Consider the following 16065-nt stretch of genomic DNA (forward strand, 5'->3'; position numbering starts at 1 on the left):
AACCGTAGCTGGCTGGGGAGGCCAATAGTAAGACTCGACACCGACATTGCGCCAGCTTCTTCGCGGCAATTAATCTGGGGGACATGGCTGAGGAACGTGAACTCGAAGTGTCGATCGACCAGGACGCCTGCACCGGCGACGGTCTCTGCGTGCAGTACGCGCCCTCGGTCTTCGAGTTCGACATCGACGGCCTGGCGTACGTCAAGGCCCCGGACGGTGAGCTGTTGACTACGGCCGGTTCACAAGTCGACGTGCCCGAACACCTGCGTCTGGACATTGTGAACGCGGCGCACGACTGCCCCGGCGAGTGCATCTACGTCCGCGAGCGGGCGACGAAGACGGCCGTCGCCGGCCCCGGCGCCGAGGACTAGCGGGACCGAAAACGGGCGCTTGACGCGATCGCGTCAAGCGCCCGAATCTCGTTTCAGCGCTTGGAGAGTCGTGAATCCGACTCAGACTGTGACTGAATCGTTACGAAGCGGGGGCGTCGTCCTCAGTGGCCCGCAGCGATTCGACGGCGCGCGCCTCGGCCTCGGCGGCGATCCGCTCCTTGCGCTCCCGCAGCGCCTGCTGGCCCTTGGAGGGCTTGAGCTTCCGCGCCGGAGCCACGGTGCCCGGCGCGAGTTTGCGGGCGGTGATGAGGAACGCGGTGTGCGCGATCATCCGGTGGTCCGGGCGCACGGCCAGGCCCTCGAGGTGCCAGCCGCGGATCATCGACTCCCAGGCGGCGGGCTCGGTGAAGGTCTTGCGCTCGCGCAGCGCCTCCACGAGCTCCGACATCTGCGTAGTGGTGGCGACGTACCCGATGAAGACGCCGCCGGGCCGCAGGAGTCGCTCCACAGTGTCCAGTACCTCCCAGGGGGAGAGCATGTCGAGCACGACGCGGTCGACGGGCTCATCGAGCTCGGCCTCGGCCACGTCCCCCACGGTGAGGGTCCAGTGCTCGGGGACCTCGCCGTAGTAGCCGCGGACGTTCTCCTCGGCGATCTTCGCGAAGTCCTCGCGCATCTCCCAGGAGAAGACGCGCCCGGTCGGGCCGGTGGCCCGCAGCAGCCAGTTCGTCAGCGCGCCGGAACCGGCTCCGGCCTCCACGACCCGCGAGCCGGGGTAGATGTCGCCGAACGTGAGGATCTGGGCGATGTCCTTGGGGTAGATGACCTGCGCGCCGCGCTTCATCGAGAGGCCGTAGTCCGGCAGGAGCGGGCGCAGCGCCAGGTAGGCGGTGCCGCCCTCGGTGGTGACGGTGACGCCGTCGGGCTTGCCGATGAGGTCGTCGTGGAAGAGCCTGCCCCGGTGGGTGTGGAACGCGCCGCCCTCGGCGAGGGTGATGGTGGCCATGCGGCCCTTCGCGTCGGTCAGCTGGACGCGGTCGCCCGGCCCCAGCAGGTCAGATGCCACTTCGTCGTACTCCTTGCACATTTACGGCTCGCAAGCGTCGCCGAGGCCCGATAGGTCCGGAGCATCTTAACGGAGGGCTTTGACCACGTCGGCGGTGTAGAGCAGCCCTGTCAGGCGGCCCTCATCGACCACGAAGAACCGCTCCGCGCCGCTCCTGCCGATCACGTCCACCAGCGCCTGGCCCTTGAGCTCGGCCTTGATGCCCGGGACCTGCGCGGCCGAGCGCAGCAGCCCGGCGAGCGGCATCGCGGCCACCTGGTCGGCCGGGACCGCTTCGGCGGCGGCGTGGTCGAGGACCCCGACGGGCTTGCCGTCGACGGCCACGATCTCGCGCCCGGCGGCGGCGTTCAGCGCCTCCCCCAGGGTCGCGGAGGCGGGCACGAGGACGATCGGGCGGGCCAGCGCGGCGGCGTCGAGGGCTTTGACGCGCGGGCCCATGCGGGCGGCGCGGATCGCGCTGGTGGCGCCGCGCCACAGTTCGAAGGCGACGAAGACGAGGAGGACCAGGCCGAAGGCGGAGAACCAGTCGGAGGCGTAGAGCCAGAGGCCGCCCGCGATGGTGGCGACGGCGACGACGCGTCCGGCCCAGCCTGCGACGCGGAAGCCGGTCCAGCGGTCGCCGGTGGCGGCCCAGATGCCGGCCTGGAGGGCTTTGCCGCCGTCGAGGGGCAGGCCCGGGAGGAGGTTGTAGACGGCGACGAGGAGGTTGGCGACGCAGATCTGGAAGGCGAACTGCCAGGGCAGGGAGCCGGGGGTGGTGAAGAAGAGCCCGGCGAGGCCGAGGCCGCCGAGGACGGCGGAGACGGCGGGTCCGGCGAGGGCGATCGCGGCGGCCGTCCCGGGCCGGGGGGCTTCGCGGTCCATCTCGGTGAAGCCGCCGAGGGCGTCGAGGTTGATCTGGCGGACGCCGATCCCGGCGCGCAGGCTGACGAGGGCGTGGCCGAGTTCGTGGAGGAACACGGAGATGAGGAGGGTGACGGCGAAGAGGGCGGCGACGATGAGCGCGGCGCCGGTGCTCAGGCCGGGGACGGAGCGCTGCACGATCGGGGCGTAGACGATCACGACTACGGCGGCCAGGAGCAGCCAGGTGTAGCCGAGGGTGACGGGGATGCCCTTGAATCGGAGGAGGGTGAATCCGGATTTGCGGAAGGCCAGCGCGTTTGCAGTCGACATCGGCGGCAATGCTACGCGCCCGGGCGGATCGGTTCCGTGGGCGCGGCATGTTGAAGTTCTAACATAACGTGCGTACGGTAAGGGCATGAGCTTCGACAAGAGCATGGCGCAGTCCTTCGGCCCCGCCGCCGACCTCTACGACTCCATCCGCCCGACCTACCCGGCCGAGGCCGTCGCGTGGATGACGGACGGGAAGGCCGTTGACGCGGTCGACCTCGGTGCGGGCACCGGGCTGCTCACGAGGGCGCTTGTCGCCCAAGGGCACCGCGTCACGGCCGTGGAGCCCGACGACCTCATGCGGGCCAAGCTCGTGAGCGCTTCGGAAGGCGTCGCGGCCGCGCTGGCGGGGTCCGCCGAGGCGATCCCGGTGCCGGACGCCAGCGCCGACCTCGTCACGGGCGGGCAGTCGTTCCACTGGTTCGACCGCGACAAGGCGATGCCGGAGATCCGCCGGGTCCTGCGCCCGGGCGGCGTGCTCGCCCCGGTGTGGAACGTGCGGGACGAGTCGACCGGCTGGGTCGGGGCGCTCACCGAGGCGATCGGGAGCTCGCAGGGAGAGAAGGACGCGCTGGCCGCGACCGCGCCGGGCTATTTCGGCGATCTGTTCGGGGAGGTCGAGTACCGGGTGTTCCGGCATGAGTGGCCGATCGACCGGGCCGGGGTGCTGCGGCTGGTCCAGTCGCGGTCGTACTACCTGACGTCCGATGCGGCCGGGCGGGCGCGGATCGAGGGGGTCGTGCAGGACGTGCTCGGCTCGCACCCGGACCTGGAGGGCCGGGAGTCGTTCGCGATGCCGTACGACACGTACGTGTTCCGGGTCCGGCCGGTCTGAGGTCGCGGGGTCGGGCGGAGCGGTTGTCGGTCCCCGCCTTTATGCTCGGAGGATGCCGCACGCCACCCGCCCGACCCAGCTCTCCCCTTCGCGCGCCGGGGACTTCAAGCAGTGCCCGCTGCTGTACCGGTTCCGGGCCGTGGACCGCCTGCCCGAGCCGCCGTCGAAGGCGCAGGTGCAGGGCACGCTCGTGCACTCGGTGCTGGAGCGGCTGTACGAGCTGGACGCTGGTCGGCGCACCCCGCGGCAGGCGCTGGCGATGATCGAGCCGGAGTGGGCGAAGCTGCAGGCTTCGGGCGAGTACGCGGAGCTGTTCGAGGGGCTGGACGACGAGTCGGACTGGCTGCGGAACGTGCGGCGCCTCGTCGAGACGTACTTCGCGATGGAGGACCCGCAGCGCCTCCAGCCGCACCGCACCGAGTGCCTGGTGACGACGACGCTTGACGACGGCACGTCGCTGAAGGGGTTCATCGACAGGGCCGACGTCAACCCGGCGGGGCTGGTGCGGCTCGTGGACTACAAGACCGGGAAGCGCCCGCCGGACCGGTTCGCGGACAAGGCGCTGTTCCAGATGAAGTTCTATGCGCTCGTGTGGTGGCGCACCCGGGGGACGGTGCCGACCCTGCTGCGGCTCATGTACCTCGGGGACGGGCAGATGCTCGACTACTCCCCCAACGAGCGGGAGCTCGAGGGGTTCGAGAAGACCCTCAAGGCACTGTGGTCGGTGATGCGGGAGGCGATCGCCACGGGCGACTTCCGGCCGCAGAAGTCGAAGCTGTGCGGCTGGTGCGCGCACCAGGCGCTGTGCCCGGAGTTCGGCGGCGAGCCGCCCGCGTACCCGCTGACGACGGTCCTGCCGGGGCTGGCGATGCCGGTGGAGGCGCCGGTCGAGGCTGACCCGCCGCACGACGCGCCTCCTACCTGAGGCGTACTCACGGATCATTCTCGCGTTCGATGAAACGGGCGGGAACGGCGGATACGGTATAGAGCGTGCACGCCGCCTCCACTTTCACACGCCTGCGCCGCGGGCTGCGCGCTCGGCCGTTCCTGGCCGACACGCTCCTGGCGGTCGTCTCCGCCGTCGCGTACCTCGGCTTCTACGCGGTCTCGGCGGCCGTCAGCCCTGACATGACGCTCACCTGGGGCGAGGCCGGACTGATCGTCGTCCCGTTCGCCGCGATCAGCCTGCGCCGCAAGTGGCTGTGGGGCGGCATCATCCTGTCGCTGCTGGTCATGGGCGTCGCGTTCTTCGTCGAACCGCTCGTGGGCATGGCCATGGACAGCGGCATCGGCATGTTCGTGCTGACCTACACCGCCGCGTCGCGGCTGCCGCTGACCAGGGCGCTGGTCGCCAGCGCCGCGATCTGGGTGCCCGTCGTCGTGTTCGTGCAGTCGGCCGCGTTCCGGGGCGGCGACCACCTGACGAGCACGCTGGTCACGACCTTGAACCTCGCCATGGCGGCCACGGTGTTCTGGATCGGCTGGGTCATCCGCAACCGGCGCGAGAAGGTCGTGGAGCTGTCCGAGCGGGCCCGGTTCGCCGAGGAGCGCCAGGAGGCGCTGGCGGCCCAGGCGGTCGCGGACGAGCAGCGGCGCATCGCCCGGGAGCTGCACGACGTCGTGGCCCACCACATCTCCGTCATCGGGGTCATGTCCGAAGGGGCCAAACGGGTCCTGCGCACCGACCCGGACGCGGCCGAGGAGGCGCTGACGACGGTGAACCAGACCGCGCGGACCGCGCTGCGGGAGATGCGCGACATCCTCACGGTGCTGCGGCAGGGGCGCGACGAAGGCGGCGCCGCCGACCTCGAACCGCAGCCTACAGTGGACTCGCTGCGGGCGCTGGTCACGCAGACCAAGGACGCCGGGGTGCCCGTGCGCTACACCGTCCGCGGCGAGGAGTACCCGCTGCCGACGGGGGTGAGCCTGGCGGTCTACCGGATCGCGCAGGAGGCCCTGACGAACACCATCAAGCACGCCGGGCCGCAGGCCCGCGCCGGAGTCGTCGTCGACTACGGCGAGGCCGAGTTCCGTATCGCCGTGGGCGACTCGGGGCTCGGCGCGCCCGTCGCCGAGGGGTTCTCCGGCGGGCACGGCCTCATCGGCATGCGGGAGCGCGCCACGCTGTACGGCGGCACCCTCGAAGCCGGGCCCCGGCCCGGCGGCGGCTACCTCGTCGAGGCCCGCTTCCCCAAGAACGCCCACCTCCAGGGAGTCACACGTTGAACGACCGGCCGATCCGCCTCCTGCTCGCCGACGACCAGCAGCTGCTGCGCGCGGGCTTCAAGATGGTCCTCGGCGCCGAGACCGACATCGACATCGTCGGCGAGGCCGGGGACGGCGTCGAGGCGTTCGATCTCACCAGGCGGCTCGTCCCCGACGTCGTGCTCATGGACATCCGCATGCCCCGCCGCGACGGCGTGGCCGCCACGGCCGACATCGTGCAGGCGAACCTGCCCTCCCGCGTCCTCGTGCTCACCACCTTCGACCTCGACGAGTACGTCGTCGGCGCGCTGCGGGCCGGGGCCGCCGGGTTCCTCACCAAGGACGCGCCCGCCGCCGACCTGGTCGAGGCCATCCGCACCGTCCACCGCGGCGGCGCGGTCGTCGCACCGCATATCCTCTCGACCCTCTTGGGGCGCTTCGCCCAGCACCCCGGCGGCGACGGCGACGCCAAGCCCGCCATCGTGGACGGCCTCACCGCCCGCGAGCGGGAAGTGCTGCTGCTCTTGGCGAAAGGCCTCACGAACGCCGAGATCGCCGAGGCGCTCACGGTCGGTGAGACCACCGTCAAGACCCATGTCGGCCACCTGCTCACCAAGCTCGGCGTCCGCGACCGCGTCCAGGCCGTCGTCCTCGCCTACGAAAGCGGCCTGGTCAAACCGGGCAGCACCGCCTAAGACCACCCGGAACGTCGTACCCGGGTACCGAGGCCTCCGCCTCTCGACGTAGACGAAGACCGTCCTTGAAGCGGATGCGCGTTCGGCCGGAGTCCAATATCGTCGAACCATGACCCGGAGCACTACGACGCCGAATGACATCAGGTATGATGTCACAATCAGGCGAGTCGACGTCATCTGTTCATCTCGCCTCTGACGCAACGACTTCGCGAGCGGCGTCTCGCGAACAAGGAAACCGAGCACACCGAATCCCTCGGCACATCGACACCTTCACCCGAAAGCGAGAGCGTCGTGTCCACCGCATCCCCCGTCAATACCACCGCCGTATCGGCCGAAGGCCTCTGGAAGGCCTACGGCACCGGCGAAGCCCAGGTCATCGCCCTGCGCGACGTCTCCGTCGAGTTCGCGTCCGGCGCGTTCACCGCCATCATGGGCCCCTCGGGCTCAGGCAAGTCCACGCTCATGCACTGCCTCGCAGGCCTCGACACCACCGACCGCGGCACCGTCCGCATCGGCGACACCGCCGTCACCGGCCTGAACGACAAGGCCCTCACGAAACTGCGCCGCGACAAGATCGGCTTCATCTTCCAGCAGTTCAACCTGCTCCCGACCTTGACGGCCGAAGAGAACATCACCCTGCCCGCAGCTATCGCCGGGGCCAAGGCCGACCCGGCCTGGCTCAACCAGATCATCAAGACCCTCGACCTCGCCGACCGGCTGTCGCACAAGCCGACCGAGCTCTCCGGCGGCCAGCAGCAGCGCGTCGCCTGCGCACGCGCCCTCGCCACCCGGCCCGAAGTGGTCTTCGCCGACGAGCCCACCGGCAACCTCGACACCCGCTCCGGCGCCGAAGTGCTCCGCTTCCTTCGCACCAGTGTGGACGACTTCGGCCAGACCATCGTCATGGTCACCCACGACCCCTCGGCCGCCGCCTACGCCGACCGCGTCGTGTTCCTCGCCGACGGACAGATCGTCGAAGACATGGCCGAGCCCACCGCCGACAAGGTCATCGACAAGATGAAGCACTTCGAAGAGCTCGTCGCCGCCGCCCAAGGAGAGCACGCCTAACCATGCTGCGCGCCACCCTCAAGGGCATGGCGAGCCGAAAAGCCCGCCTCGTCCTCACCAGCCTCGCCGTCGTCCTCGGCACGATGTTCGTAGCCGCCGCGATGATCCTCACCGCGACCATGGAGAAGTCCGTCACCGGCGTCATCGCCGACGCCTTCACCGACGTCGACGCCGTCGTCACCTCCGCCGAAGACCCCGCTGCAGCGCAAGGCAACACGCCCGGCGCGACCCTCATCCCCCGCGACGTCCTCGACACGGTCCAGGGCCTCGACGGCGTCGACACCGCCGACGGCGACGTCTCCGGCCAGGTCAACGCCATCGGCGACGACGGCAAACTCGTCGGCACCTTCGCCCCCACCATCGGCTTCGCCTGGAACGCCGAGGACCCGGGCCTCGCCGAACTCCGCGACGGCCGCGACCCCGCAGCCGACAACGAGGTCGTCGTCTCGGCTCAGTTCGTCACCGACTCCGGCCTCGGCCTCGGCGACACCGTCACCGCCTACTCCTACACCGCCGACCGCGCCGACTACGAGATCGTCGGCGTCTTCGGCCTCAGCGGCGACCGCGACTCCCTCGCGGGCGAGACGCAGATGGGCTTCACCACCACCGCCGCCCAGCGCCTGCTCACCCAAGGCGAGGACGCCTACATGGCGATCTACGTCAAGGGCGAGGCCTCCACCGACGAAATCGCCGACGCCGTCGGCGGCGACTACCGCGTCCAAACCGGCCAGGAGGCCAGTGACGAAGCGGCCCAAGGGTTCGCGGCAGTAGCCGACATCATGGGCTACATCTTCCTCGGCTTCGGCCTCGTCGCCGTGTTCGTGTCGGTGTTCCTCATCATCAACACCTTCACCATCATCGTGGCCCAGCGCCAGCGCGAACTCGCGCTCCTGCGGGCCATCGGCGCCGGACGCGGCCAGGTCGTCAACTCCGTCCTCGCCGAAGCCGCCGTCATCGGCGTCATCGCCTCCATCGTCGGCCTCGGCCTCGGCGTGCTGCTCGGCTGGGGCCTGGCCTCGCTGGTCAGCTCCACCGTGATGGGCGGCGTCCCCGTCCAGCTGCAGGTCCCGGCCACGGCCCTGTGGGCACTGGTCGTGGGCATCGGCGTCACCGTCCTCTCCGCGCTCATCCCCGCGGTCAAGGCCTCCGGCGTCCCGCCGGTCGCCGCCATGCGCGAGGCGGTCAACCCGCCGAAGCCCCTGCGCGGCATCACCATCGCCGGACTCGTGGTCACCGCCGCGGGCGGCGTCCTGGTGGCGCTCGGCCTCACCGACAACCTCGGCGACCTCGGCCTCGGCGGGTTCCTCACCGGCGTCGGCATCGCGTTCGTCGGCATCACCCTGCTCACGCCGATCCTGTCGCGCCCGCTCGTGGCGCTCCTCGGCTCGGTCATGTCCTGGTCGTTCTCGGGACGCCTCGGCAAGCTCAACGCCGGCCGCAACCCGCGGCGCACCGCGATCACCGCCTCCGCGCTCATGATCGCCGTCGCGCTCGTCACCGGCATCGCCACGCTCGTCTCCAGTTTCAAGGCCACCACCGAGGAACTGACTGACTCGAACCTCAACTCCGACCTGATCGTCATGGGCCAGCAGGGGGCCAACATCCCCACGTTCGCGCCCGAGACGCTCGCCGAGATCAAGGCGCTCCCTGACGTGGCGGCCGTGGGCGACCTGTACGCCGACTTCATGGGCACCGAGGTCGACGGCGAGGCGACGCCCCTGTTCGCCAGCGAGGACCTCGCGACGAGCCTGGAGATCTTCAGCGGCACCGTCGCGGAAGGCTCAGTCGCCGACCTCCCCGAGAACGGCCTGGCCGTCAACGAGTCCGCCGCCGAGGAGCGGGGCCTCGCACTCGGCGACACCGTCCCGGTGGCGTTCGCCGACGGCACCGCCGCGCAGCTCGCGGTCACCGCGATCCTCGACGACTCGCAGCTCACCGACGGCTGGTGGGTCTCGCCCGCGCAGATCCAGCACTTCACCGTGCCGAAGCCGATGCAGGCCTACATCCAGGTCGCCGACGGCGCCGACGTCGACGCGGTCGAAGCCGAGGTCGACACGATCCTCGCCGACGAACCCGAAGTGAGCGTCACCAACAACAACGAGTTCGTGGAGCAGCAGACCAGCCAGCTCGACGTGCTCCTCGCGTCGGTGCAGATCCTGCTCGCGCTGGCGATCATCATTGCGATCATCGGCGTGGTCAACACACTCGTCCTGTCGGTCCTCGAACGCACCAGGGAACTGGGGCTGCTGCGCGCGATCGGCATGACCCGCGGGCAGGCCCGGCGCATGATCACCGTCGAGAGCGTCATCATCTGCCTCTTCGGCGCGGTCCTGGGCATCGCGGTCGGCATCGGCCTGGGCTGGACCGTGCAGCAGGCGCTCGAAGAGGAGGGCCTGACGAGCTTCGCGCTCCCGTGGGCCCTCATCGCCGGGTACCTCGTCGCGGCCGTAGCCGTGGGCCTGCTCGCGGCGATCGCCCCGGCGGCGCGCGCCGCGAAGCTCAACGTGCTGGGCGCCATCGCCTACGAATAGCTCGATACCGGAAACCAGGTGAGGGGCGGCGTTGTCAGGCGCCGCCCCTCCCGTCTGCCCTGGGAACGCCGGACGGCCGAGGGCCGGGTGCTCCGGGACTCCGTCTTTCGGCCGATCCGGCGTCCCGGGCTCCACCCCGGGGAGGACAGAACTCCGTCCCGCGGACCGAAGCGGCCGGGTGCGCTGCTCAATAGCCTTGTGGCAAAAGGAAAGACACCCGATCAGAAAGGCGCTCCCCGTGCCACTCAGCACTCCCCACGCCCCCCTGAGCCTGCAGCAGACACGCACGCGAGCCGCCGTCACGGCCACCGGTCTGTGGCGCGCGTACGGCTCCGGCGAGGCCCAGGTCGTGGCCCTGCGCGATGTGTCCGTCCAGTTCGCCTCCGGCCAGTTCACCGCGATCATGGGCCCCTCGGGTTCGGGCAAGTCCACGCTCATGCACTGCCTCGCCGGGCTCGACACCACCGACCGCGGCAGCGTCGACATCGGCGGCACGGTCATCACCGGCCTCGGCGACAAGGCCCTCACGAAACTGCGCCGCGACAAGATCGGCTTCATCTTCCAGCAGTTCAACCTGCTCCCGACCTTGACGGCCGAGGAGAACATCCTGCTCCCGGCGTCGATCGCGGGCGCGAAAGCCGACCCGGCCTGGATCGACCAAATCATCCGCACCCTCGATCTCCAGGAACGCCTGTCGCACAGGCCGACCGAGCTCTCCGGCGGCCAGCAGCAGCGCGTCGCCTGCGCCCGAGCCCTCGCCACCCGGCCTGAGGTCGTCTTCGCCGACGAGCCCACGGGCAACCTCGACACGCGCTCCAGCGGCGAGGTCCTGCGGTTCCTGCGCAAGTCCGTCGACGACTTCGGGCAGACCATCGTCATGGTCACCCACGACCCTTCAGCGGCCGCCTACGCCGACCGCGTCGTGTTCCTCGCCGACGGCCAGATCGTCCAGGACCTCCGCGAACCCACGGCCGACACCGTCATCGACACCATGCGCGGCTTCGAGAACCGCGTCCCCCTCGCCGGAGAGCCCGCCTAAACCCATGATCCGCGCCGCATTGAAGGGCATGGCGGCCCGCAAGGCCCGCCTGGCCCTCACCAGCCTCGCCGTCGTCCTCGGCTCGGCGTTCATCGCCGCCGCCCTGGTCCTGACCGCCTCCATCCAGTCCACTGTCGACGACCTGAACGCCGAGTCGTACGCGGGCAGCGACGTCCTCGTCCAGCCCGCGACCGGCGAAGACGGCCGCGACCCGCTCGTGCAGCAGGGCCTCACCGCAGAGACCCTGGCCGCCGTCGAAGCCGTCCCCGGCGTCGACCACGTCAGCACCACCGTCACCTCGGTCGTCAACGCCATCGGCGACAACGGCAAGGTCGTCGGCGGCCTCGCCCCCACCAGCGGCGTCAACTGGACCGACGAGTCCCAGGACCGCGAATTGCGCGACGGCCGCGCCCCCGAGAGCGACGGCGAAGTCGCCGTCTCCGCCAAGTTCGCCGCCGACTCCGGTCTCGACCTCGGCGAGACCGTGACCGCGTACTCCATGACCACCGACCAGACCGAGTACGCGATCGTCGGCGTCTACGGCTACTCCGGCGGCCGCGACTCCCTCGGCGGCAGCACCGAGATCGCCTTCACCACCGCCGAAGCCCAGCGACTCTTCTTCGAAGGCGAGGACGCCTACTCGGCCCTCGCCGTCCACGCCGCGGACGGTACCGCCGCCGCCGACCTCGTCGCCGCCCTCGAACCCGTCGTCGGCGCCAATGCCAAGGTCGTGACCTGGGAGGCGTACAACACCGAAGCGAACGCGCAGACCGCCGAGCTGACCAAGCTCGTCGGCAACTTCCTGCTCGGCTTCGGGCTCGTCGCCGTGTTCGTCTCGGTGTTCCTCATCGCGAACACCTTCTCCATCGTCATCGCCGGGCGCCTCAAGGAACTCGCGATGATGCGCGCCGTCGGCGCCGGCCGCGGCCAGGTCGTCAAGTCCATCCTCGTCGAAGCCCTCGTCCTCGGCACGGTCGCCGCCGCCGTCGGCACCGCTGTAGGCGTCGGCGGCGGCGCGGGCCTGACCGCCGTCATCGCCAACTCGTTCTTCGACACCGGCAACGTCAGCCTGGCCGTCCCGCCGACCTCGATCCTCGCCGCGCTCGCCGTCGGCATCGGCGTGACCGTCCTCGCCGCGCTCGTCCCCGCCCTCCGGGCCTCCAAGGTCCCGCCGGTCGAGGCGATGCGCGCCGCCGCCAAGGCTGACAAACCGATCACGGTCCTCACGATCGTCGGGCTGATCGTCACCCTCGCGGGCGGCGCGGCCATGACCCTGGGCCTCACGGACACGTTCAACGGCGACAGCACCAACCTGACGAGCACCGCCGTCGGCGCGGGCCTGGTCTTCATCGGCGTCACCATGCTCACCGCGTGGCTGTCCAAACCGCTCGTCGGCGCGCTCGGCCTCCTGTGGTCGTGGAACTTCGCCGGGCAGCTCGGCCGCCGCAACGCCGGACGCAACCCGCGCCGCACCGCCGTCACCGCCGCCGCGCTCATGATCGGCGTGACCCTCGTGACCGCCACCGCGACCCTGCTCACCAGCGTCAAAGCGAGCATCGAGGACTACTTCGGCGAAGCGGTCAAGGCCGAACTGTTCGTCACCGGCCCTGCCGTCTCCGAGATCCCCGCGTCCTTCGACCCCGCCGCCATGGACGAGATCCGCGCCATCGACGGCGTCGAATCCGCCGTCGAGCTGTACTACGACAACCCGCAGATCAACGGCGAAGAGCAGTTCGTCAACACCAGCACCGACCTCGAAGGCGCGGTCGACCTCTTCGGCGGCCAGATGGCCGAAGGCAGCATGGCCGACATCGGCGACGGTGAGATCGCCGTCAACCAGTGGGCCGCCGACCACCTCGGCGTCGGCATGGGCGACACCGTGACCGCCCAGTTCAGCCGCGGCGAGGAGGCGCACGAGTTCACCGTCGCCGCTATCCTCGTCGACAACGAGAACACCGACGGCTGGTACGTCTCCACGGCCTACGCCGACGAGTTCTACACGACCAAGCCGATGATGGCCCTGGTCGACGTGGCCGACGACGCCGACATCGACACCGTCACCGCGGCCGTCGACGACGTCCTCGCCGACGAACCGGCCGTCAGCGCCCAGAACCACGAGGAGTTCGTCTCCCAGATCACGGTGTTCTTCGACTTCGCGATCATCGCGATCCAGCTGCTCCTCGGCCTGGCCATGATCGTCGCCGTCATCGGCGTCGTCAACACCCTGGTCCTGTCGGTCCTCGAACGCACCCGTGAACTCGGGATGCTCCGGGCCATCGGCATGACCCGCGGCCAGGTCGTCCGCATGGTCACCGTCGAGAGCGTCACCATCGCCCTCTTCGGCGCGGTCCTCGGCATCGCCACGGGCCTCGGCCTCGGATGGGCGCTCCAGAATGCGCTGGCCGACACCGGCGTCGACGTGTTCGCCGTCCCGACCGCCCTCATCGCCGGGTACTTCGCCGCAGCGGTCCTCGTCGGACTCCTCGCCGCGATCGCCCCGGCCGTACGGGCCTCGAAGGTGAACATCCTCGGCGCGATCGCCTACGAATAGCATTCCACCGCAAGGAAACCGACGAGGGCCGCACCATTCGGTGCGGCCCTCGTCGTTATGTCAGGGTCAGTCGGCGGCCTTGATGGCGCCCTCTTCGAGGGCCTCCATGTCCTCCAGCTCGATGCCCTTCGTCTCCTTGATCATCTTGCCCACGAAGAAGAACGAGATCAGCGCGAACGCCGCGTAGAGGCCGTACGCCAGGAACAGGCCGGTCTGCGCGAGCTCGGGGAACGTGACCGTGATGAGCCAGTTCGAGATCCACTGCGCGGCCGCGGCCACACCGAGCGCCGAGGCCCGGATGCGGTTGGAGAACATCTCCCCCAGCAGCACCCACACGACCGGGCCCCACGTGAACGCGAACCCGAAGACGAACACGTTCGCCGCGATCAGCGCGATCACACCCTGCGCGTCGCTGGGGGCGGGGCTGCCGTCCGCGTTCGTCGGTGCGACCGCGAAGATGACCGCCATCGTGCCGAGCGCGAAGAACATGATCAGCGAGCCCCACATGAGCAGCTTCTTGCGGCCGACCCGGTCGACCAGGTAGATCGCGAGGATCGTACCGGCGATGTTCACGATCGAGTTGATGACGCTCGTCAGGAACGCGTCGTTCTCGCTGAACCCGACCGACTGCCACAGCGAGGTCGAGTAGTAGAAGATGACGTTGATGCCGACGAACTGCTGGAACATCGACAGGAAGATACCCACCCACACGATCGGCAGGAGCCCCATGCGCGGGCCGCGAACATCGGAGATCCGCGGCGGCTTGTCGCTGTGCAGCGACGCCTGGATCTCGGTGATCTTGGTGTCGACGTCGCCGCCGACGTACTTCTCGAGGATGGCCTTGGCCTTCTCCACCTGCTGCTTCGCCACGAGGTACCGCGGTGATTCGGGGATGTTCAGCGAGCACATGAAATAGATGAACGCCGGGATCGCGGCGGCCGCGAACATCCACCGCCACGCGGTGCCGCCCCACGGAACCTCACCGCTCGCGCCGCCCGCCGCGTTCTGGATCGCGTAGTTCACCAGCAGCGCACCGAAGATGCCGAGCACGATCGCGAACTGCTGCAGCGAACCGAGCCGCCCGCGCAAGTGCGCCGGCGCGATCTCGGCGATGTACGCCGGGGCGATGACGCTCGCCGCACCGATCGCCAGACCGCCGCACACGCGCCAGACCGTCAGGTCCAGCGGGCCCGTCGCCAGGGCACTGCCCAGCGAGGTAATGAAGAAGACGACCGCCGCGATCATCATGACCCGCGGACGCCCGAGCTTGTTCGCCAACGACCCCGCGAACCAGGCACCGACCGCGCAACCCAGCAGCGCCGACGAGACCACGACACCGGTCTCGACAGAGCCGATCCCCCACTGCACTTCGAGCGCACCGGTGGTCCCGTTGATCACGGCCGTGTCGTACCCGAACAGGAACCCGCCGAGTGCGGCCGCGATAGACACGAACACCACTGAAGCGGTGCTCGACTGGGACCCGCCCCGCATCAGACCTTCATTGCCCGTGGCCATCACTCACTCCCGCTGCCGACTCGAACCCGGTACGTACCACACGTGCCGAAATCCTAAGCCGCATTCGCCCCGTAGATCACGAATTGCCGCAATCAGTCGGCCTGCTCAGCAGGAGCGGCAGTCAGCCGGAAAGCCCCTCGTCGACCTGCACATCGAGCGCCCGCAGCATCCGCGCCAAAGCGATGTACGTAGCCCCGGTGACCGTCAGCTCGGTCTGCTCGACCGGACTGAAGCACGCGTCGAGAGCCTCGTCGTCTCGAGGCGCCCCCGCCCCCAAGTGCTCGGCGTACCCGAGCACGGCCCGCTGCGGCGTGCTGAAGCAGTCGGCCGACTGCCACCGGTCGAGCGCCTCCAACTGCTCCGAGTCCAGGCCCGACTCCGCGGCCATCGGAAGGTGATGCGCCAGTTCATACGCGGAACCCTCGATCTGCGCGATCCGGCAGATCATCAACTCCCGCAGCGCACGCGACACCTCGGCGTCGAACCGCAGCGCATGAATCAGATCGAGCACCGGCGCCAGCAGCGCCGGCGCATGCGCGAGTGCCCGATGCAGGTTGATCGGGTCCCTCCCGACAGCGGCGAGCCGCCGCGAAGCCGACGGCGGCAGCGCCGTGCCAGGAAGACGTGAAACCGAATCTCTGCTCACTACTGTGACCTATCTAACTTGTGACGCCCGCTACGTGGTATCCAACGATGTGGGACAATACCTGAAGGGCACCTACCCAGCCCAGCCGACGAGCCTGCAACGGAGGAGGCCACGTGAGCACATTTTTCAGCGTCGTAGGAGCGATCGGAATCGCGATCGCACTGGTGACCGTTTCGCTACTGACATTCCTGGTAACAGGGGCGATCTTCGGCATCGGAGTCGGTGTGGCGAAAGTGAGAGACGCGCTCTCGACTTCTTCCTGAATCAGCGCATACGAAAAGGCCCCCACCGCGAGGTGGGGGCCTTTCCTTTACGTAAATGTTTGGCGGTGTCCTGCTCTCCCACACCCTCTCGAGTGCAGTACCATCGGCGCTGGAAGCCGTAACGACCGGGTTCGGAATGGGACCGGGTG

14 protein-coding genes and 1 rRNA gene are annotated in these 16065 nt (G+C 69.5%); 10 read left to right on the forward strand and 5 right to left on the reverse strand.

Features of this window, described 5'->3' with window-relative positions; translation table 11 throughout:
• The first annotated feature begins 83 nt into the window (after window positions 1-83).
• A complete protein-coding gene (locus tag ACZ60M_RS14850; RefSeq protein ID WP_465418312.1) occupies window positions 84-371 on the forward strand; it encodes a ferredoxin in 288 nt (95 codons plus the stop codon).
• Between the two features lie 100 nt (window positions 372-471).
• On the opposite strand, the gene ACZ60M_RS14855 is transcribed toward ACZ60M_RS14850, so the two are convergent.
• Both ACZ60M_RS14855 and ACZ60M_RS14860 read right to left on the reverse strand, forming a co-directional pair.
• Window positions 472-1398: a tRNA (adenine-N1)-methyltransferase gene (locus ACZ60M_RS14855; protein ID WP_465418314.1), complete on the reverse strand. Its 927-nt coding sequence runs from the start codon at window positions 1396-1398 to the stop codon at window positions 472-474.
• A gap of 66 nt (window positions 1399-1464) precedes the next feature.
• Complete coding sequence (locus ACZ60M_RS14860) at window positions 1465-2571, reverse strand: M50 family metallopeptidase (protein ID WP_465418316.1); 1107 nt, start codon at window positions 2569-2571, stop codon at window positions 1465-1467.
• 85 nt (window positions 2572-2656) lie between these two features.
• On the opposite strand from ACZ60M_RS14860, the gene ACZ60M_RS14865 reads away from it, so the two are divergent.
• The 8 genes from ACZ60M_RS14865 to ACZ60M_RS14900 all read left to right on the forward strand — a co-directional run bounded on the left by ACZ60M_RS14865 (window position 2657) and on the right by ACZ60M_RS14900 (window position 13492).
• Window positions 2657-3403 (forward strand): class I SAM-dependent methyltransferase, encoded by a 747-nt coding sequence (locus ACZ60M_RS14865; protein ID WP_465418318.1) that lies wholly within the window; start codon window positions 2657-2659, stop codon window positions 3401-3403.
• 52 nt (window positions 3404-3455) lie between these two features.
• Window positions 3456-4328 (forward strand): RecB family exonuclease, encoded by an 873-nt coding sequence (locus ACZ60M_RS14870; RefSeq protein ID WP_465418320.1) that lies wholly within the window; start codon window positions 3456-3458, stop codon window positions 4326-4328.
• A 65-nt stretch (window positions 4329-4393) separates the two neighbouring features.
• The gene (locus ACZ60M_RS14875) at window positions 4394-5629 is read left to right on the forward strand and encodes a sensor histidine kinase (RefSeq protein ID WP_465418322.1); all 1236 of its coding nucleotides are present in this window, start codon (window positions 4394-4396) and stop codon (window positions 5627-5629) included.
• Window positions 5630-5691: 62 nt separating this feature from the next.
• Window positions 5692-6303, forward strand: coding sequence for a LuxR C-terminal-related transcriptional regulator (locus ACZ60M_RS14880; RefSeq protein ID WP_465418341.1), 612 nt, complete (start codon window positions 5692-5694; stop codon window positions 6301-6303).
• Window positions 6304-6594: 291 nt separating this feature from the next.
• Window positions 6595-7371, forward strand: coding sequence for an ABC transporter ATP-binding protein (locus ACZ60M_RS14885; protein ID WP_465418324.1), 777 nt, complete (start codon window positions 6595-6597; stop codon window positions 7369-7371).
• Window positions 7372-7373: 2 nt separating this feature from the next.
• The gene (locus ACZ60M_RS14890) at window positions 7374-9902 is read left to right on the forward strand and encodes an ABC transporter permease (protein ID WP_465418326.1); all 2529 of its coding nucleotides are present in this window, start codon (window positions 7374-7376) and stop codon (window positions 9900-9902) included.
• 265 nt (window positions 9903-10167) lie between these two features.
• The gene (locus ACZ60M_RS14895; protein ID WP_465418343.1) at window positions 10168-10941 is read left to right on the forward strand and encodes an ABC transporter ATP-binding protein; all 774 of its coding nucleotides are present in this window, start codon (window positions 10168-10170) and stop codon (window positions 10939-10941) included.
• 4 nt (window positions 10942-10945) lie between these two features.
• On the forward strand, window positions 10946-13492 hold the full coding sequence (locus ACZ60M_RS14900; RefSeq protein WP_465418327.1) for an ABC transporter permease: 2547 nt from the start codon (window positions 10946-10948) through the stop codon (window positions 13490-13492).
• 66 nt (window positions 13493-13558) lie between these two features.
• Here ACZ60M_RS14900 and ACZ60M_RS14905 read toward each other — a convergent pair whose 3' ends face one another.
• Window positions 13559-15007, reverse strand: a complete 1449-nt coding sequence (locus ACZ60M_RS14905; protein WP_465418329.1) for a sugar porter family MFS transporter — start codon at window positions 15005-15007, stop codon at window positions 13559-13561.
• 121 nt (window positions 15008-15128) lie between these two features.
• Complete coding sequence (locus tag ACZ60M_RS14910; RefSeq protein WP_465418331.1) at window positions 15129-15653, reverse strand: carboxymuconolactone decarboxylase family protein; 525 nt, start codon at window positions 15651-15653, stop codon at window positions 15129-15131.
• 113 nt (window positions 15654-15766) lie between these two features.
• Here ACZ60M_RS14910 and ACZ60M_RS14915 point away from each other — a divergent pair, with 113 nt between their 5' ends.
• Window positions 15767-15916 (forward strand): hypothetical protein, encoded by a 150-nt coding sequence (locus ACZ60M_RS14915; protein WP_157974657.1) that lies wholly within the window; start codon window positions 15767-15769, stop codon window positions 15914-15916.
• Between the two features lie 57 nt (window positions 15917-15973).
• Here the strand turns inward: ACZ60M_RS14915 and rrf are convergent.
• Window positions 15974-16065: ribosomal RNA gene (gene rrf, locus ACZ60M_RS14920) — 5S ribosomal RNA — on the reverse strand; the annotation flags it as partial.

The sequence above is a fragment of the Glycomyces sp. NPDC050141 genome, assembly GCF_055586545.1.